The 17,280-nt window shown below is 64.7% G+C and carries 15 protein-coding genes and 1 tRNA gene; 8 read left to right on the top strand and 8 right to left on the bottom strand.

The window, feature by feature from the left end; translation table 11 throughout:
- Window positions 1-84: 84 nt before the first annotated feature.
- Window positions 85-1,236 carry a glycosyltransferase family 4 protein gene (locus ELY13_RS12985; RefSeq protein ID WP_126174348.1) on the bottom strand — a complete coding sequence of 384 codons (1,152 nt, stop codon included), beginning with the start codon at window positions 1,234-1,236 and terminating at the stop codon, window positions 85-87.
- A 102-nt stretch (window positions 1,237-1,338) separates the two neighbouring features.
- Here ELY13_RS12985 and ELY13_RS12980 point away from each other — a divergent pair, with 102 nt between their 5' ends.
- Complete coding sequence (locus tag ELY13_RS12980; RefSeq protein ID WP_126174347.1) at window positions 1,339-2,094, top strand: ZIP family metal transporter; 756 nt, start codon at window positions 1,339-1,341, stop codon at window positions 2,092-2,094.
- Between the two features lie 4 nt (window positions 2,095-2,098).
- Here the strand turns inward: ELY13_RS12980 and ELY13_RS15060 are convergent, their stop codons facing one another.
- Entirely contained in the window at window positions 2,099-2,578 is a 480-nt protein-coding gene (locus ELY13_RS15060) for an ion channel (protein ID WP_206436067.1), read from the bottom strand.
- Window positions 2,579-2,749: 171 nt separating this feature from the next.
- Between ELY13_RS15060 and ELY13_RS12970 the strand changes: the two genes are divergently transcribed.
- Window positions 2,750-3,415 carry a hemerythrin domain-containing protein gene (locus tag ELY13_RS12970; protein ID WP_126174345.1) on the top strand — a complete coding sequence of 222 codons (666 nt, stop codon included), beginning with the start codon at window positions 2,750-2,752 and terminating at the stop codon, window positions 3,413-3,415.
- 89 nt (window positions 3,416-3,504) lie between these two features.
- Here the strand turns inward: ELY13_RS12970 and typA are convergent, their stop codons facing one another.
- From typA to ELY13_RS12955, 3 genes are all read right to left on the bottom strand, one after another.
- Window positions 3,505-5,325, bottom strand: a complete 1,821-nt coding sequence (gene typA, locus ELY13_RS12965; RefSeq protein ID WP_126174344.1) for a translational GTPase TypA — start codon at window positions 5,323-5,325, stop codon at window positions 3,505-3,507.
- Window positions 5,326-5,421: 96 nt separating this feature from the next.
- On the bottom strand, window positions 5,422-7,938 hold the full coding sequence (locus tag ELY13_RS12960) for an ABC transporter permease (protein WP_126174343.1): 2,517 nt from the start codon (window positions 7,936-7,938) through the stop codon (window positions 5,422-5,424).
- A 99-nt stretch (window positions 7,939-8,037) separates the two neighbouring features.
- Complete coding sequence (locus ELY13_RS12955; RefSeq protein WP_241233704.1) at window positions 8,038-8,724, bottom strand: ABC transporter ATP-binding protein; 687 nt, start codon at window positions 8,722-8,724, stop codon at window positions 8,038-8,040.
- A gap of 53 nt (window positions 8,725-8,777) precedes the next feature.
- Here ELY13_RS12955 and ELY13_RS12950 point away from each other — a divergent pair, with 53 nt between their 5' ends.
- Window positions 8,778-9,482 carry an arylesterase gene (locus ELY13_RS12950; RefSeq protein WP_338142329.1) on the top strand — a complete coding sequence of 235 codons (705 nt, stop codon included), beginning with the start codon at window positions 8,778-8,780 and terminating at the stop codon, window positions 9,480-9,482.
- Here ELY13_RS12950 and recF read toward each other — a convergent pair.
- Window positions 9,479-10,564, bottom strand: coding sequence for a DNA replication/repair protein RecF (recF, locus tag ELY13_RS12945; protein WP_126174340.1), 1,086 nt, complete (start codon window positions 10,562-10,564; stop codon window positions 9,479-9,481). The genes ELY13_RS12950 and recF overlap by 4 nt on opposite strands.
- A gap of 224 nt (window positions 10,565-10,788) precedes the next feature.
- Here recF and ELY13_RS15570 point away from each other — a divergent pair, with 224 nt between their 5' ends.
- Window positions 10,789-10,917, top strand: a complete 129-nt coding sequence (locus ELY13_RS15570) for a hypothetical protein (protein ID WP_277600661.1) — start codon at window positions 10,789-10,791, stop codon at window positions 10,915-10,917.
- Window positions 10,914-11,120 carry a PspC domain-containing protein gene (locus tag ELY13_RS12940; protein ID WP_126174339.1) on the top strand — a complete coding sequence of 69 codons (207 nt, stop codon included), beginning with the start codon at window positions 10,914-10,916 and terminating at the stop codon, window positions 11,118-11,120. The genes ELY13_RS15570 and ELY13_RS12940 overlap by 4 nt, the downstream gene beginning before the upstream one ends.
- 17 nt (window positions 11,121-11,137) lie before the next feature.
- Here ELY13_RS12940 and ELY13_RS12935 read toward each other — a convergent pair whose 3' ends face one another.
- Entirely contained in the window at window positions 11,138-11,890 is a 753-nt protein-coding gene (locus ELY13_RS12935; protein ID WP_126174338.1) for a queuosine precursor transporter, read from the bottom strand.
- Between the two features lie 58 nt (window positions 11,891-11,948).
- Between ELY13_RS12935 and ELY13_RS12930 the strand changes: the two genes are divergently transcribed.
- Window positions 11,949-12,025 (top strand) — tRNA-Arg (locus ELY13_RS12930).
- 226 nt (window positions 12,026-12,251) lie between these two features.
- Entirely contained in the window at window positions 12,252-15,500 is a 3,249-nt protein-coding gene (locus ELY13_RS12925) for an amidohydrolase family protein (protein ID WP_126174337.1), read from the top strand.
- 78 nt (window positions 15,501-15,578) lie between these two features.
- On the opposite strand, the gene ELY13_RS12920 is transcribed toward ELY13_RS12925, so the two are convergent.
- Entirely contained in the window at window positions 15,579-15,767 is a 189-nt protein-coding gene (locus tag ELY13_RS12920; RefSeq protein ID WP_126174336.1) for a hypothetical protein, read from the bottom strand.
- A 1,122-nt stretch (window positions 15,768-16,889) separates the two neighbouring features.
- On the opposite strand from ELY13_RS12920, the gene ELY13_RS12915 reads away from it, so the two are divergent.
- Entirely contained in the window at window positions 16,890-17,264 is a 375-nt protein-coding gene (locus ELY13_RS12915; protein WP_126174335.1) for a hypothetical protein, read from the top strand.
- Window positions 17,265-17,280: the final 16 nt, after the last annotated feature.

The raw sequence follows: 17,280 nt of genomic DNA, 5'->3' as shown, positions 1-17,280 counted from the left end.
TGACAGCAGGGCCAAGTCGCCTTGTTGTGGGTCTCGGCTGGATTGCCCCCGAGAATTGCTTCTCAGAGGCGTCAGGACTTCCGCTCAACGCTGAGCTCTTGCCTCGACCAGCCGCACGTACCTATCGGCCACCGTCTGGTTGATCCGGTCCCACGAATAGTCGCGGCTGCGGTTTTCCCCCGCTTGCCCATGGGCGCGGCGCAATTCCGGACTGTCGATATATCGGGCAAGGACATCGGCGAAGCCTGTCACGTTCCCCGGTTCAACCAGCGTGCCGGTTGTCCCGTCCTCGATCAGGCTCGTGCTGCCTGTCGCCCGGGCGGCGACCACCGGCAGGCCGCAGGCCATCGCCTCCAGCGTCACGTTGCCGAATGTCTCGGTGATCGACGGATTGAACAGCAAGTCCATGCTGGCGACCGCGCGGCCGAGGTCCGGGCCTTGCTGGAAACCCACAAAGGCGCCCTGGGGCAGGTGTTCCTCGAACCAGCCGCGCGCAGGCCCTTCGCCAATCACCAGCACCGTGTGCCGCACGTCGCGGCGGCGAAGTTCCGTGATGGTGTCCGAAAAGACGTCCAGCCCCTTTTCCATCACCAGCCGACCGAGAAACCCGATCGCGACCTCATCATCGGCGATGCCGAGCGCGCGCCGCCAGTCGGAGTCGCGGCGGGCAGAGTTGAACACGTCGCGGTCGACGCCGCGCGACCAGATGCCGATATCCCGGTTCATTCCCTGCTCGCGCAGAACCTCGGCCATGCTTTCCGATGGGGCAACCAAGGCATCGCAGCGGCGGTAGAACCGGCGGAGGCCGGCCTCGATCCACGGCTCGGCGAACGCCATGCCGTAGTACCGCAAGTAGGTTTCGAACCGGGTGTGAACCGATGCAAGCGCCGGGACGCCGTGCTTGCGGGCCCACGTGAGCGCGCGGTGCGACGATGGGTCGGGCGAGGCGAGGTGCACCACGTTCGGCGCGAATTCTTCCAGGTCGCGTCGGATCCCCGCCGAGAGGCCAAGCGGCACGCGGTATTCCTTGCGGGTCGGTATCGGCAGGTTCGGCAGGCCGACGAGGTCGCCGGCCGGCTCGAACGCGGGATCGGCCACCTTGGGTGAATAGACGCGCACGGCGGCGCCTTGCCGCAAGAGGTATTCGACCAGGCGATTCAGCGCCTGGTTCGCCCCATCGCGGACATAGTTATAGTTGCCACTGAACAGGGCGATGCGCAGACCGGCGGTGTCCATCGCGTGGCGCATAAGCTGCTTGGGCGCGTTTGGCGAGATGTTGTAGCGCTTCCGTCAGACGGAAGAGGGAGCCTCGAACATGTGCAGCCGATTGCCAACAGCATGAATCCCACGCTTACGATCGTCACTGCGGCGATGGCCGTGATTTTTGCCCTGATTCACCTCTTCATCCGAAAGCTGCGGTTTCTCGAAGGAATCCCGCGCACACGCTGGCTGTCGTTCGCGGCAGGCGTGGCGGTTGCGTACATCTTTCTGGACGTCATGCCGGAACTCGCTTCCCATCGGGAAACCTTTGCGGAGCAACTGGGACTAGCTGCCGGAATGGCGGAAGTCCTGATCTATGCGTTGGCCCTTGCCGGGCTGGTCGGGTTCTACGGGCTTGAGCGGCTGGCAAAGACATCGCGGGCCCGGGCCAACCACAAAGGCCAAAGCGATAAGGTCGAACAAGAGCTGCTGTGGATTCACGTCGGCAGCTTCGGGGCGTACAACGTGCTGATCGGCTACTTGCTGCTCCACCGGGAGGAAGCAGGATGGTGGTCCTTGCTCGTGTACTTTTTCGCTATCGCGCTGCATTTCGTCACGACCGACTTCGGCCTGCTTCAGGACTACAAGGAAGCTTACAACCGTCTGGCTCGCTGGGTCCTGGCCGCAGCGGTGACGGCTGGATGGCTGATCGGGAAACTCGTGACCTTGCCGGAAGTCGTAATCGGGTTCCTGTTCGGCTTCCTCGCCGGCGGTATCGTGCTGAACGTGCTGAAAGAGGAACTGCCGCAGGAACGGAAGAGCCGTTATGGTCCGTTTGTGATGGGGGCAGGGGTGTTCACCGCTTTGACGCTGGCCATCCAGGTGCTGGCTTGATCGCTTATTCAGCCTTCTTGTCGTACTCGTCGGCCTGATCGCCCTTGTCCTCGTTCCCGTAGGTCTTGCCCCAGATTTCGAAGATAAAGGTGGCGGACCAGGTGATCACCATGAATCCGCTGAGCGCGAGAAACATGATGAACAGCCGGATCGGCCCCACGGCTTCGATCTGGGCGTAACCGAGCGTCGCAAAGCAAGTCCCCGCCAGATAGAGATAGTCGATCACTCTTGATCCGAAGGTCAGGCCAAGCTCTCCCGTTCCGGGAATCCCCTGCAGCAGCCAAAGTACAAGGGCACCGAATGCGATCTCGGTCAGGTGCAGCAGAGCAATCGCCCAGAAAGTGAACACAAGGCCCATCTGGGGGTGTTTGTCGGTGTTGGGCGGCAGGAACCGAACCAGCTTCAAGCCGAACAAGTGATACATTCCCAGCAAAGCAAGGAATAGGAGGCTGCTGCCTCCGACAAGGAGTTCTTTTCCGGTCACGCAACATTTGAAAAGCGGAACGGCGCGTCTCGTTCCAGGCCCGGTTATTCTCTCGCGCGGGGCCTGACCTTTTGGACGGGGCTCGCGGACACAGCGCAAAATCGAAAAGCTTCTCGGAACAACAGTCGCACGTTGCGCGCTTGAGCTTGATATCAACAAGGAGTTTGTCGGATGTCCTGGCTCGACACGATCGGAAAGACCATCATGCCTCTCGCTTCGGCCGAGACCCGCGCCGAAGCGCGGCGAAACGCCGAAACAATCGCGCGCGACAACGAGTGGTTGTCGCAGATCCTGGACGCGCACCGGGAAATCGAGCGCTACATGGGAGAAGCGCTGAGCGCGCCCGATGCGCAGAGCCGGATCGCCGCGTCGGAGAAGTTCTTCCATCTCCTGGCCAGCCATTCGATCGCGGAGGAAGTGGCGATCTACCCCGCGCTGGTCGATCACAACGGCGCTGTCGCGGGCAAGATCCACGCCGCGATGGCGTATGAGGAGCAGCAGGTCGCCAAGATTCAGCAGGCGAAGCTGAAGACGCTTGATCCGATGGGCTCCGAATGGCGGAACAAGATGGAGCACCTTCAGGCCGCCATTCAGCAGCACGTCTATCAGGAAGAAAGCAGCTGGTTTCCCGAGCTGGCGAAGAACGCCGCGCCTGAGAAGCGGCAGATGCTGTCCCGCGAATATGCGGAAGCGTTCGACCGGTATGGCGGCAAAAACCTGGGATCGGCCGCGGGACGAGCTGTCGCGGGTGGATCGTCGACCACAGGCATGGCCGGTTCGAGGCCTGCGGGGATGGAGCCTGCGGACGTTCCGCCGGTGCCCGGGATCGTTAGCTAGGACCCGGAAGTTAAGCCGCGCCAGCCACAGCGCGGCCACCAAGACATAAGCAGCAGCCGATCTGATCTCTCAGATCGGCTGCCTTGCCCTTACGAGTCGCCCTTGCGCCGAGCCTTCTTACGCTCATTCGGATCGAGGATCGCCTTGCGCAGGCGGATCGACTTGGGCGTGACTTCGACCATCTCGTCATCGTCGATGTAGGCGATTGCTTGTTCCAGGCTCATCTGCCGCGGCGGCGTGAGCCGGATAGCATCGTCCTTACCGGTCGAGCGGAAGTTGGTCAGCTGCTTCGACTTGAGCGGGTTCACCTCAAGATCGTCCGGCTTGGCGTTCTCACCGATGACCATGCCTTCATAGACCTTGGTCTGCGGACTGACGAACAGCTCCCCACGTTCTTCCAGCGCGTTCAGCGCGTAGGCGACCGCCTCCCCGCTGGCGTTTGAGATCAGCACGCCGTTGCTCCGGCCTTCGATCGGGCCCTTGTGCGGCCCGTACTTCTCGAAGAGCCGGTTCATGATCCCGGTGCCGCGCGTATCCGACAGGAATTCCCCGTGATAGCCGATCAGCCCGCGCGAAGGCGCGGAAAAGGTGATCCGGGTCTTGCCGGGGCCCGACGGACGCATCTCGGTCATCTCGGCCTTGCGGCGCTGCATCTTTTCCACGACCGTGCCGGAATATTCGTCATCCACATCGATCACGACGGTTTCGTACGGTTCCATCCGCTGGCCGCCTTCTTCGCGGAACAGCACGCGCGGGCGGGAAATGCCCAGTTCGTACCCTTCGCGGCGCATCGTCTCAATCACGACCCCCAGCTGAAGCTCTCCGCGCCCGGCGACTTCGAAGCTGTCCTTGTCGGCGCTTTCGGTCACGCGGATGGCAACGTTGGATTCGGCTTCACGCTGCAGGCGGTCGCGGATCAGGCGGCTCGTCACCTTGTCGCCTTCGCGTCCGGCCAGCGGGCTGTCGTTCACCGCAAAGCGCATCGCCAGCGTCGGCGGATCGATCGGCTGCGATGCGATCGGCTCCTTTACCGACGGATCGGCGATCGTGTTCGAAACGGTGGCCTTCTCCAGACCGGCGATGGCAATGATGTCGCCAGCCTTGGCGGAATCGACCGGGACGCGCTCCAGCCCCTGAAAGCTCATCAGCTTGGTCGCGCGGCCGGTCTCGACGACGTTGCCGTCAGCGTCCAGCGCGTGGATCGGATCGTTGACCTTCACGGTGCCCGACTGGACGCGGCCAGTCAGCACGCGGCCCATGAAGTTGTCGCGGTCAAGCAAAGTGGCAAGGAAGCTGAACGGTCCGCTTTCGTCCAGACCCGGTTCGGGCACGTGATCGACGATCTTCTGGAACATGGGTTCGAGCGTGCCTTCGCGCGCCTGCTCGTTCTCGCTGGCGTAGCCGTTGCGACCCGAAGCGTAGAGCACCGGAAATTCAAGCTGCTCGTCGTTCGCGTCGAGGTTGACGAACAAATCGAACACTTCGTCCAGCACTTCCTGCGGGCGGCCGTCCGGGCGGTCGATCTTGTTGACCACCACGATCGGCTTCAGGCCGAGAGCCAGCGCCTTGCCGGTAACGAATTTGGTCTGCGGCATCGCGCCTTCGGCGGAATCGACGAGCAGGATAACGCCATCGACCATCGAGAGGATTCGCTCCACCTCAGCGCCGAAGTCGGCGTGGCCGGGGGTGTCGACGATGTTGATCCGGGTGCCGTTCCATTCGATGGACGTCGGCTTGGCAAGGATGGTGATCCCGCGTTCTTTTTCAAGATCGCCGGAATCCATCGCCCGTTCCTCAACCCGCTGATTATCGCGGAAGGTGCCGGACTGGCGGAAAAGCTGATCGACGAGGGTGGTCTTGCCGTGGTCGACGTGGGCGATGATCGCGATGTTGCGCAAGGGCGCGGTCATGGTCTCTGTGCTCTCGATTGGAGGGTACGGCGCGTCCAGCCGTGCTGCACCCGCGAATGGGCGCGCAGGTACTGCCTCAAACGCGATTGTGCAAGCTTAGAGCGTCCGCAGGGCCTGCGCGGGCTTCGCGCGGAGGAGCGGGAGGGAGGCGCCAAGTGCGAATATCAGCACCAGCAGGATGCCGCCGCCGAGCACTGCAAGCACTTGCGGCCAGTCCGGGAGCCAGTCGAATTCGAACAATTGGGTTACCACGAGCCAGGCAAGAGCGCTGCCGAGAACGAGCGCGAGAACCCCGAGCACGACCGCGAGCAAGCCGAACTCCGCCAGCTGGATCAGCAGTAGCTGTCGGCGGCTCGCCCCGAGTACCCGAAGGATCACCATGTCGTACGTCCGCGCCGCGCGGGCAGCGGCAATCGCGCCTAGCAGGACGGCGATCCCCGCCAGCACCGCCACCGAGGCGGCGGCGAGCACCGCCAGCCCGACCTGGTCGAGGATCGCCCGGGCCTCATTCAGCAGCGGCCCGACTTCTATCACTGAGCTCGACGGCAGGGCGCGGACCAAATCGCGCAGCAGGGATCCGGATTGTGCCCCGTCGGGCAAGTCGATCGTTGCGGCAAGGTTATGCGGCGCGTCCTGCAGTGCGTTGGGCGAGAAGACGAGCACGTAATTGAAACCCAGGCTGTCCCAGTCGATTCGCCGGAAGCTGGCGATGCGGGCGCGGTGCTCCACGCCCAGCAGGCCTATGGTGAGATAGTCGCCGACCTCGAGGTCCAGCGCCTCGGCCAGTTCCCGGTCAACCGAAACCAGCGGCTCTCCGGTGTACCCGGCTGGCCACCAATCGCCTTCGATGACGGTGTTGCCTTCCGGGATCGCTTCCGAATAGGTCAATCCGCGCTCTCCGCGCAGGGCCCAGGCGCCGTCGGGCAGTTCCTCGAGATCGGCGACACGAGTCATCCGGTCACCGGGACCATAGGCGAGGATCGCGCCGCGCAAGGTCGGCACCAGGCGCACTTCGGCTTGCGGGCTCTCCCGGCGGACGATGTCTTCGAATGCAGCCGCTTTGGGGCGGGGCACGTCGAGCACGAAGTAGTCTGGCGCCCGATCCGGTACGGTGCGGGCGATGTTCCCTTCGATACTGGTCTGCACCCCCGCGAGCAGGACGAACGCGGACAAGCCGAAGCCCAGCGCAGTGACCAGCGCTGCAGTGGAGGCGCCGGGACGGTAGAGGTTCGCCAGCGCGGTTCGATGAATCGGGTTGACGGGCCGGGGCACGCGGGCTGCAAGGGTACGGATCGCCTTGCCAAGCAGCGCCAGCAGACCCAACAGCGCGGCGGCCCCGCCCAGGAACCCGAGGCTCAGGAGTGGCTGCGGCGCGCCGATCAGGGCAAGCGCGACGATGCCGGTGAGGCCGAGGCCGACTGGCAGTGCCGCCTGCCGCCAGCCCCTGGCCAGCGGAGTGACGCGGGCACGCATCAGCGCCATCGCCGGGAAATGGCGGGCATGCACCAGCGGCGGCGCGGCAAACACCAGCGCGACCAGCAGGCCAAACGATGCGGCCCGCAGCAAGGCCGGAACGTTGAGCATCAGGGCCGTTTCCACGGGCAACAGTGCCCCGAGCGCGCTCGCCAGCAGGGGCGTGACAAGGAACCCGGCCAGCAGCCCTGCGAGCGATCCCGCCAGCGCCGCCGCGCCGATCTGCAACGCATAGATTCGGGCAATGTCGCCGCTGGTGGCGCCCAGTACCTTCAGGGTGGCGATGCTCGCCCGCCGCGCCTCGAGATAGGAGGCGACCCCGCCGCCGATGCCGATCCCGGCAATTACCAGCGCCGCCAATCCGACGAGAGTGAGGAATTCGCCCAGCCGGGACACGAACCGTTCCGCCCCGGGAGACGCGCGGTCGCTGGTGGTCACGTCCAGCCCGGCGCTGGGAAAGCGGCCCTCGATCTCCCGCTGCGCGTCTGCGGGATCACGGGGCCCGTCAAACCGGACACGAGTTTTCGTTTCGTAAAGCGATCCCGGCGCGGTCAGCCCGGCGCGGGCGGGCACGTCGCGCCCGACGATTGCGGTCGGGCCAAGAGCGAAGCCTTCGCTCAGCCGATCCGGTTCTTCCCCGATAATCCCGCCCACCATGAGGTCGAGCGTACCGAGCCGGAAGCGGTCGCCTGGTCCGACGCCAAGCCTTTCGGCCGCGCCTTCGGCGAGCCACGCTTGTCCCTCCGGTGGAGGCCCGGCTTGCCGCCCGTCGGCCAGGGTGAAGCGGCCATAAAGCGGCCACCGCTGGTCCACTGCCTTCAATTCGACCGGGGTTGCGGCATCAGCGGTGCTGGCCATCGCCTGCATCCGCGTACCGTATGATAGCGTGCCGTACTGTTCGAGCGCGGCGGTTTCTTCTGCAGAAAGCGACCGCTGCCAGACTTCAACTTCGATATCTCCGCCTAGGATCGTCTGCCCGCGGGCCGAAAGCTCCCCCCGGATCGCGCCGGTGAGGCTGCCGATCGCCGCCAGGGCCCCGACGCCGAGGAACAGGCAGATCAGCAGCAGGCGCAGCCCGCGGAAACGTCCATGCAGATCGCGCCGGGCAATGCGCCAGGCGGCGGCGAGGGGCAGGCTCAATCCGCACCACTCCCGTTCGGTGGGTGGCGATGGGGGGCGGGCCAGACCGCGGGCCCGCCCCCGGCCCCTTCCCAAAGCGGGAGGGGCGAAGAAGGCTGCCTACGCACTGCTGTCGCTCACGATGCGGCCATCGGCCAGCGTCACCACGCGGTCGCAGCGCGCGGCCAATGTGGGATCGTGTGTGATGATCACCAGCGTCGCCCCGGTTTCCGCGCGGCGGGCGAACAGCAATTCGACGATGTCCGCCCCTGTAAGGGCATCAAGATTGCCGGTCGGCTCATCCGCGAACAGCAGGGGGGGGTGGGAAACAAGGGCGCGGGCGATGGCCACTCGCTGCTGCTCGCCGCCGGAAAGCTGCGCTGGATAGTGCGTCAGCCGATGGCCGAGCCCGACGGCATGAAGCTCCGCCGCCGCGCGCGCCCAGGCGTCCGGCTCTCCCGCCAGCTCCAGCGGCGTGGCGACGTTTTCCTGCGCGGTCATCGTCGGCAGCAAGTGGAAAGCCTGGAGGACGATGCCGATCCGTCCGCGCCTTGCGTGAGCCAGCGCGTCTTCGTCTAGGGCGGCGAAATCTTCTCCCGCCACGCGCAAGGTGCCCCCACTGGCGCGTTCCAGTCCCGTCATCACCGCCATAAGAGAGCTTTTGCCCGATCCGGACGGGCCGAGCAGCGCCAGGGTCTCGCCCGATGCCACTGTCATGTCGATGCCGCGCAGGATCTCGACCGCGGCAGGACCTTGTCCGAGAGTCAGCGTCAGGCCATGTGCCTCGATTGCCGGGGGGCTTGTCACGAACCAGCGATGACATAGAGACGGGGGATGGAGCAAGGGCTGGAGCACGACGCGTGACGATAAGAAGCCGATTTCTTTCGATCATTGCGCTGGGGGGGCTTGCCGCCTGCGGCAGCGAGACCCCGGTCCCGGAACCCGGCGGCAACACGACGGCGGTTGCTCCGACACCTGCGCAGCCCGTCAGCGGGCCGGAGCGGCGCATCCTTGCCTTCGGCGACAGCTTGTTCGCCGGGTACGGCGTCGCACCGGAAGAAAGCTACCCCGCCCAGCTGGAAGCGGCGCTGCGCGCGCGTGGGATCAACGCCAAGGTGACCAATGCCGGGGTCTCCGGCGACACCACCGCAGCGGGGTTGGACCGGCTGGATTACGTCCTTTCCAGTCAGGCGCACGCGCCGGACCTCGCCATCGTGGAGCTGGGGGGCAACGACTTGCTGCGGAGCATTGCACCTTCCGAGACACGGAAGAACCTCGAAGGCATCCTGGAAAACCTGCTGGAGCGGAACATTCCGGTTTTGCTGATGGGAATGCGCGCGCCGCCCAACATGGGGCCGCAGTTCCAGCAGGATTTCGACGAGATCTATCCCGATCTGGCTGAGCAATACGATGCGGAACTGGTGCCGTTCTTCCTTGCTCCGGTCTATGATCAGCCGGACCTGATCCAGCCCGATCGCGTGCACCCGACCGCACAGGGGCTGGAGCGGATCGTCGAGGCGACGGCGGACGATGTGGCCGAGGCGTTGCCGCCGCCGACACCCTAGATACGTTCGATTGCGCCGCTCTTTACGCGCCACACCGCCGCTTCGCCCGTAATGTCGGCAAAAGGCGCCAGTTCGGTCCCGGTCAGCCACACTTGCGCACCGCGCTCGCGCAAGCGATCGAACAACGCCGCGCGGCGCAGCGGATCGAGGTGGGCGGCGACTTCATCCAGCAGAAGCAAGCTGGGCCGGTCCCCGGCGGCGAGTTCCGCATGGGCGAGGGTGATCGCGATGAGCATCGCCTTCTGTTCGCCGGTGGAGCACAGCGCCGCTGGGATGGCCTTGCCCGCCATCGACACGTCCAGTTCGTCTCGATGCGGGCCGATCAACGTGCGGCCGGCCGCCCGATCGCGGCCGCGATTGCGGGCGAGGGCTTCCGCCAGCGCTTCTGCGTGAAGTGGACCGCCAGGTACATGGGACAAGGCTGGACGAGCGAACGGCTGATCCGGCAGAGCTTCCAGGCGTTCCCGCAATCGATCCACCAGCCGGGCGCGGCCTTGCACCAGATTGGCCCCCGCTTCAGCCAGTTGCGCCTCGACTGCGTCAAGCCAGCGGTCTTCCGGTTCCGCATCCAGCGTCAGCAGCCGGTTCCTTTCGCGCAGGGCCGCCTGATAGCGAGAGGCGTGGCGTACATGGCTGGGCCACAACGCGACCGCGAGCCGATCCATGTAGCGGCGCCGTTCCCCCGCGCTTTCCATAAACAAGCGGTCCATGGCCGGGGTAAGCCAGCTGATCGCAAGCCACTCCGCCAGCGTCACGGCACTCGCCTGCGCGGCGTTGACCTGCACGATGCGCCGGCCAGCGCGCGCCGGGTCCATTGCGGTGCCGAGCCGCACCGGATCGCTGTTGTCCGGAAAGGCCAACAGGGCACTCACTGCGAACGCGCCAGAGCCCTGGGTGCCCGCCATGTCCGGCAGCGCGGCCCGGCGCAGACCGCGTCCCGGGGCGAACAGGGACAGCGCTTCCAGCACGTTGGTCTTGCCCGCGCCGTTCTCCCCGATCAGCAGGTTGAACCGCGATGCCCCTTCAAGCCAAGTTTCGGCATGGTTGCGAAAGGTGGTGAGAGTGATCCGGTCAAGCGCCATAAGCCGGCCCGGGGTTAGAACAGCCGCGTCTCCAAGGCCACGTAAAATCCTGAATCCCAATCATGGGTGTAGAATCCCAACTATCGGCTACCGGCAGTCAGGCGCGGTTCAGCTTCGGGTTCGAGATGCGCGGAAACAGGCCTTTTCTTCGAGTTGGCACGCCTCCTGCAATGTCTCCGGCATGGCGGCAATCACGCTGCCGAGTGAACCCGAGGAGACCTGAGATGATCAACTTTTCCAACATCGCGAACCGCGCTGCAACTGTCGCTGCCGCTTCCTTCACCACGGCTTTCCTGCTGGTCGCCTGCTTCGCAACGGCGCCGGTCAGCACCGTAACGGGGATGATGGTGTGAGCGAGGATCGCAACCTCCCTCCCGCTCGTTCGGGACTCCATCTCGACAAGGAGAACGGCAAGTTCTTGGGTGTTTGCGCCGGGCTTGCCGATACCTTGGGAGTCGATCCGCTGATCGTGCGGCTGATCTTCGTGATCGGCGCGTTGGTTGGGTTCGGCAGCCTGATCCTGATCTACTTCGTGATTGCGCTGCTGGCCACGTAGGGCCGGCAGCGCCCTTTTTACTCCCCTGTTCTGGCCCCGGCTTTGGCAAAGGGAGAGAAATCGGTGTCGGTGTCGAAAACTTCTATTCCCTCGCGCCGCTTGAGAAAGCCGATCACCGCGTAAGTGACCGGGGTGAGTGCCGCTTCCCACACCGTCTTGATCAGCCACTGCGACAGGACCACTTGCAGCAGTTGTTCCGGCGGCCATCCCGCGAGGCCATAGAACGCGAGCGGATAGAAGATCATGCTGTCGAGCCCCTGGCCGACGACGGTCGATCCGATCGTGCGCATCCACAGGAAACGGCCGCCGGTGGCCACTTTCATCCGGGCAAGCACGATGCTGTTCGCAAATTCGCCGATCCAGAACGCGAGCATCGACGCGGCGACAATCCGCCAGCTGTTGCCGAACACGAACTCGTACGCCGGTTGCCCCGGCCAGCCGTCCGCAGGGGGAAGGGCGACAACGACGGCGGCCATGAACGCCATGAAGGCGAGCGCGGCAAAGCCGGTCCAGATTACCCGGCGCGCGCGGGCATAGCCATAGACCTCGGTCAGCACGTCACCGATGATGTAGCTGACGGGGAAGAACAGTACTCCCGCCCCAAAGGACCAGTGGGCGCCGCCCGGGAGGGGAATGTAGCTGGGTTTCGAAGCCCCGATGCTGTTCGACAGCAGCAGGATCGCCACGAATGCCGCCATCACGATGTCGTAATACCGGAATGCGGTATGCCCGCCTGCCGTGCCGCTGATTTTCTTCGGGGGTCCTTTCATGGGCACAGGCTTACCCGATTTGCAGCCTGCGCAAAGCACGCTATTGCGCGTCCGGCACGCGCCCGTAGCTCAGCTGGATAGAGCACGAGCCTTCTAAGCTTGGGGTCGCAGGTTCGAGTCCTGCCGGGCGCGCCATCTCTTTCTGCCCTGCGCCGCTGGTTGGACGCCGTACGATGACGGCACCGCTTCCATGATGGAGCGCAAATTGGGCAGGGGTTCCCTCAGTGACCGGGCAGCCTTCAGGATCAGGTAGCTCCCGAACCTTGCGCGGGAGTGCTGGCGCATCTGGTTGAAAATGATACCACTGGCGCTCTCGCACTCCCGCCCGGCAAGACGCCGGGAACGTAGACAAAGGTCCGCCATGACTCGAACTTTCGCCATCCTCCTTGCCGGGCTGATGTCCACCACCGCGCTTGCGCAGCAGCCCGCCCCGGCGGACCGGCCTCTTGCCGCTGCCGTTGAGGGAGAGGAAAAGCCTGATTGGGACGTCAACAACCCTCCCGGCGTGACCATCAGGCAAGTGCCGATTCGGGTGGACGAAGGCACCTGGATCGATGTCGATGTCTCGCCCGATGGCGGCACCGTCGCCTTCACCTTGCTGGGCGACATCTACACGATGCCGATTGCTGGCGGTGCTCCCACCCGGATCGCGGAAGGGCTCGCCTGGGAAGTGCATCCGCGCTTCTCGCCCGACGGGACGCGCATTGCGTTCACGTCCGACCGTGGCGGCGGTGACAACATCTGGTTGATGAACGCCGACGGGTCGGACAAGCGGCAGCTGACCGACGAGGATTTCCGCCTTCTCAACCAGCCGACCTGGTCGCCCGACGGGCAGTTCATCGTCGCGAAGAAGCATTTCACCACCGAGCGTTCGCTCGGCACTGGCGAGATCTGGTTGTATCACGTGTCCGGCGGCGAAGGCGTCGCATTGGTGGAGCGCCCGAACGAAGAGCACCAGAAGGAACTGGGTGAACCGATCTACGCACCGGACGGCAGCGCGATCTTCTACACCCGCAACGTCACGCCGGGGGCAATCTTCGAATACGCGCAGGATTCCAACAGGGACTTGTTCAACATCGAACGATACGACCTCCAGACCAACGAGGTCACCACCGCCGTCAGCGGTCCGGGCGGGGCGGTGCGCCCGACGCCTTCGCCCGATGGCACCAAGCTGGCATTCGTTCGGCGCGAGAACGCGCAATCGCGGCTTTATGTGAAGGATCTGGTGACCGGCGCCGTCCGCCGTATCTACGACGATCTCGACAAGGACGTGCAGGAGACCTGGGCGGTTACCGGGGTCTATCCGAACATGGACTGGACGCCCGATAGCCGCTCCATCGTCTTCTGGGCCGGCGGCAAGATCCGCCGGGTAAATGCCGACGGCAGCGGGGCGCAGGTGATCCCGTTCGCAGTCGACGACACGCGGGGGGTAGCCAGCGCGCCGCACCCGACCATCCCCGTGGCCAGCCCCACCGTTCCGGTGACGATGCCGCGCTTTGCCGAAGTGTCGCCGGATGGGCGCACGGTCGTGTTCGAAAGCCTTGGCAAGCTCTACACCATGCCCGCCGGCGGCGGCACGCCGCAGCGTCTGACGCGCGGCGAGGAAGGGCGCGAGCTGTTTCCCAGCTGGTCCCGCGATGGGACGCGGATCGCCTATGTCCGCTGGACCGACGCGGGGCTGGGCGAGATCCGCACCATCGGGTCCAACGGACGCGGCGAGGTGACGGCCACGCGGCAGCCGGGCCATTACGCTCGCCCGCATTTCTCACCGGATGGGCGCACCGTCGTGTTCGAAAAGGCCGAGGGCGGCTATCTGACCGCGCCGGAGTATTCCGACAATCCCGGCGTCTACCGCGTGGCGGCCGGCGGCGGAGATGCGGTTCTGGTCAGCCGCGACGGGAGCCGTCCGCACTTCGGCGCGGCCAACGATCGCATCTTCATGACTACCTCGGCCGAGGAAGATGGCGGGGAGGCGCTCGTCTCCACTGACCTCAACGGCCAAGCGGCGCGCGTTCATGCACAAGGCAAGCTCGTAACCGGCTACCGCGTTTCGCCGACCGGCAAGTTCTTCGCCTTTACCGAAAACTACGATGCCTTCGCGATGCCGTTGCTGCCGGGCGGGCAGGCGGTGACCATCTCGGCCAAGGAAAAAAGCCTGCCGATCGTCGAGGTGTCCGATTCCGGCGCGGACTACGTCCACTGGTCTTCGGGCGGGGATCGGCTGCACTGGTCGCTTGGTCCCACGCTCTACTCGGCGTCGTTGAGCGAGCTGTTCCAGGGCGCTCCGCCCGCCGAAGGGCAGAAGCGGGTGGCCTACACACCGCCGCAGACCGGGGTGTCGCTGCTGCGCACGGTAGATGCGGCCACGCACCAGGGTTCGCTCGCGATTACCGGCGCGAAGATCATCACCATGGCCGGCAGCGACGGGGGCATCATCGAGAACGGGACCATTCTGATCCAGGATGGCCGGATCACCGCCGTCGGGCCGACGGCCGCGATGACCTATCCGGCGGGGACGCCCACCATCGATGCAGCCGGCAAGACGATCATTCCCGGACTGGTCGATGCACACGCCCACGGGTCCTATTCCGCCGACGAACTGGTGCCCGAGCAGAACTGGAGTCTGCTGCAGGCGCTGGCGCTGGGGACCACCACAATCCACGATCCGTCCAGCGACACGCCTTTCTTCGTTGCCGGAGACATGCAGCGGGCGGGCATGATCGTCGCCCCGCGCATGTTCTCCACCGGCCGGGTGGTTTACGGCGCGCAGAGCCCCGATGCCTATGCGCAGATCGACGACCTTGAAGACGCGCTGGACCACGTGCGCCGCCTGAAGGCGCAAGGCGCGCCGAGCGTGAAGAACTACAACCAGCCGCGCCGCGACCAGCGCCAGATGGTGGTGGAAGCTGCGCGGCAGGAGAACATGCTCGTCGTGGCCGAGGGGGGCAGCCTCTACGGCATGGACATGAACCTGGTTGCGGATGGAAACTCGACGCTCGAGCACAACGTTCCGGTGGAGACGTTCTACGAAGACGTGCTGCAGTTCTTCTCCCAGTCGGACACCAACTACACGCCGACGCTGGTGGTGGGTTACGGCGGGCTGGCGGGCGATCCGTACTGGCGGCAGGCGACCGACGTGTTTGCGCAGCCGTTGCTGACGGCCCACACGCCGCCCGCGATCCTGCGCGCAGAGACGGCGCGCCGCATCACTGCGCCGGAAAGCGATTTCGTGGATGACGAAGTCGCGCGTGAGGCGAAGAAGCTGGCGGAGCGGGGCGTCGAGGTTTCCATCGGCGCGCACGGCCAGCAGGCAGGTATCGCGCCGCACTGGGAAATCTGGTCCTTCGTGCGCGGCGGCATGACCCCGCTGGAGGCGCTGGAAACGGCGACCATTGCGGGCGCGCGTTCACTGGGAATGGCGGGTGAGATCGGATCGCTTGAACCCGGCAAGCTGGCCGATCTGGTGATCCTGGAAGGCGACCCGACCGAGAACATCCGCTACACGGAGCAAGTGGACACGGTGGTGCTGGGCGGCCGCGCCTACGATGCGCAGACGATGAACGAGATCGTCACCGGCACTTCGCGGCGCGCGCCTTACTGGTGGGAATGATCCGCGAACCTGCGGCTACTGCGGACCGGGGAAGAGGCACTTCAGTCTCTTCTCCGGTCCGGTTAGCAGCGTGAGAGCCTACCGCTTTTCGCTGCGGCGCTTCAGGGCGTAAGCTCCGGCGGCACCCGCGATCAGGCCGAGCGGACCCATGCGGCGAACGAGCGGCACGGCGACGGCTCCGAGCACAGCGCCTCCCGGTCCGCCGATTCCACGTGCGTACTTTGCTGCTTTCGCGCCCGCCATGGCGCCAATCATCTTACCGATCATGCTTGTCTCCTTTTCTTCTCTTGAAAAGAGCGACTGCCGCGCTGTTCGGTTCCGGTGAGCGCCGGCATGGTCGGTCGCCGGACCGTGAGCGGCGGAGTTCTGACCCGATGGGGACGTCTGCTGTCGATCGGCTATCGGCAGTGGCGGCAGCGGCGGGCTCCCACTCCATCAGGGGCAACGACCGCCGAGGTTGACACACCTGACATGTCCTACAACCCGGTGTCGTGCTCAAGACCCCCGCATTTCCGCGGGTTTTCGGGCCGAAACTGACAAGGCGACGCGAGGGGGAAAAATAAAATGTTCTTTCGCCGCAGAGCGACAAAAGAACCGGCCGTTCGACTGATGTCCGCACGGCGGTAGGAGCGTGGCGACGACGATGCGAAAGAGCGCATTGGCTCTGCCGGGGTGCGCGGTGTGTAGGGAAGCGGGAATGTCAGTTCGCGACCCATTGCGGACATTTGTTCGGGCTGCGTTAGTTCCCAGTCTGGTAAGTGGCAGTAGCTAGCACCTGCACCCTGTCGAGCCTCTGACCGGGCTGCTGCGCTCGACTGATAGCCATGGATAGAGCCGGGTCCTCCCGACTGCGGAAGGTTGTCGTAGTCATGTCAGCCTTTGAATTCGTCTGCAGCTGCTCCCACCGCTTATTAAAGGCGGGCGAGGAGAGGACGCTTTGCACACTTGGCTGAAGATCGGTGCCGCCGCCGCCGGTGATGTGACACATCGGCACTTGGTCCGAGACCACAAGCACATAGCCAGCTGTCGGAGTGGAGTTGATCCGCCAGTAATGCATGGCCCTCCGCATCTGCCTAGGCGGAAGGTTTACCTCTTCCACCCGTTCAACAAGGCCCATCTGATTGCCAAGTCCAACGGCTTCGATAAATGGCCCGGGGCCGTCGACCCAGCTTGCTGGATTTAGCAGCCACTCCTCACATCCTCGGAGCGCACCGTCGAAGCCTCTCTCGAGGTTTGGCTCAGCCTGAGCGGGCGGAGCGAAGGCAGCAAAAGCCAAGAAGGCAGGTAAGATGAAGCGCACCGGTTGAAGCTACTTCAAGGAACGTCCGCTTTCCACCCATTGCAGACATGGGAGAGGAGTGCGAGTCTTAGCCTCAGATGAGAACTCGGGTGCTTTTTGCTGTTGCCGTGATCGGGATTGCGCTGCTCGCTTTGTGGGGCGGCTGGGAACTAAGCTCCTCTGCATCAAAGGCAGCTTGCTCGAAAGCTGGCGGAACTTGGGCTCACAACAGCGGCGTCTGCATGGAAGCGCGGTGGAGCGCTATAGAAGAGCCTCAACCTCCTTCGTGCGAAACCGTAGTGGATGGCAAGCAGGTGTTTCTGGGAAGCATCGAGTGCATGAGAAGCCTTCCTAAGAAGGAAATACATGGCTTCTGGGTTTCCGGCTACGAAAGCTCTGCCTTCTTTCCAACCTATAGCGAAGCGGGACTGTCAGGAATTTCGTGTGTGGCGGGCGGTTTGAATATTACGCCGCCATGGCTCTGATGAAGCGCTCGCCGAA

Origin of the sequence: Altericroceibacterium xinjiangense, from assembly GCF_003958635.1 — a bacterium.
Classification (GTDB): domain Bacteria; phylum Pseudomonadota; class Alphaproteobacteria; order Sphingomonadales; family Sphingomonadaceae; genus Altericroceibacterium_A; species Altericroceibacterium_A xinjiangense.
Note: the sequence above shows the minus strand (reverse complement) of the source record. Positions and strands in the feature narration are given on the sequence as shown.

Coding starts and splice junctions, on each gene's coding strand:
- ELY13_RS12920 (WP_126174336.1), bottom strand. CDS start 15,767: ATGATCGGTAAGATGATTGGCGCCATGGCGGGCGCGAAAGCAGCAAAG.
- recF (WP_126174340.1), bottom strand. CDS start 10,564: ATGGCGCTTGACCGGATCACTCTCACCACCTTTCGCAACCATGCCGAA.
- ELY13_RS12980 (WP_126174347.1), top strand. CDS start 1,339: ATGAATCCCACGCTTACGATCGTCACTGCGGCGATGGCCGTGATTTTT.
- ELY13_RS12935 (WP_126174338.1), bottom strand. CDS start 11,890: ATGAAAGGACCCCCGAAGAAAATCAGCGGCACGGCAGGCGGGCATACC.
- ELY13_RS15570 (WP_277600661.1), top strand. CDS start 10,789: ATGATCAACTTTTCCAACATCGCGAACCGCGCTGCAACTGTCGCTGCC.
- ELY13_RS12985 (WP_126174348.1), bottom strand. CDS start 1,236: ATGGACACCGCCGGTCTGCGCATCGCCCTGTTCAGTGGCAACTATAAC.
- ELY13_RS12925 (WP_126174337.1), top strand. CDS start 12,252: ATGACTCGAACTTTCGCCATCCTCCTTGCCGGGCTGATGTCCACCACC.
- typA (WP_126174344.1), bottom strand. CDS start 5,325: ATGACCGCGCCCTTGCGCAACATCGCGATCATCGCCCACGTCGACCAC.
- ELY13_RS12970 (WP_126174345.1), top strand. CDS start 2,750: ATGTCCTGGCTCGACACGATCGGAAAGACCATCATGCCTCTCGCTTCG.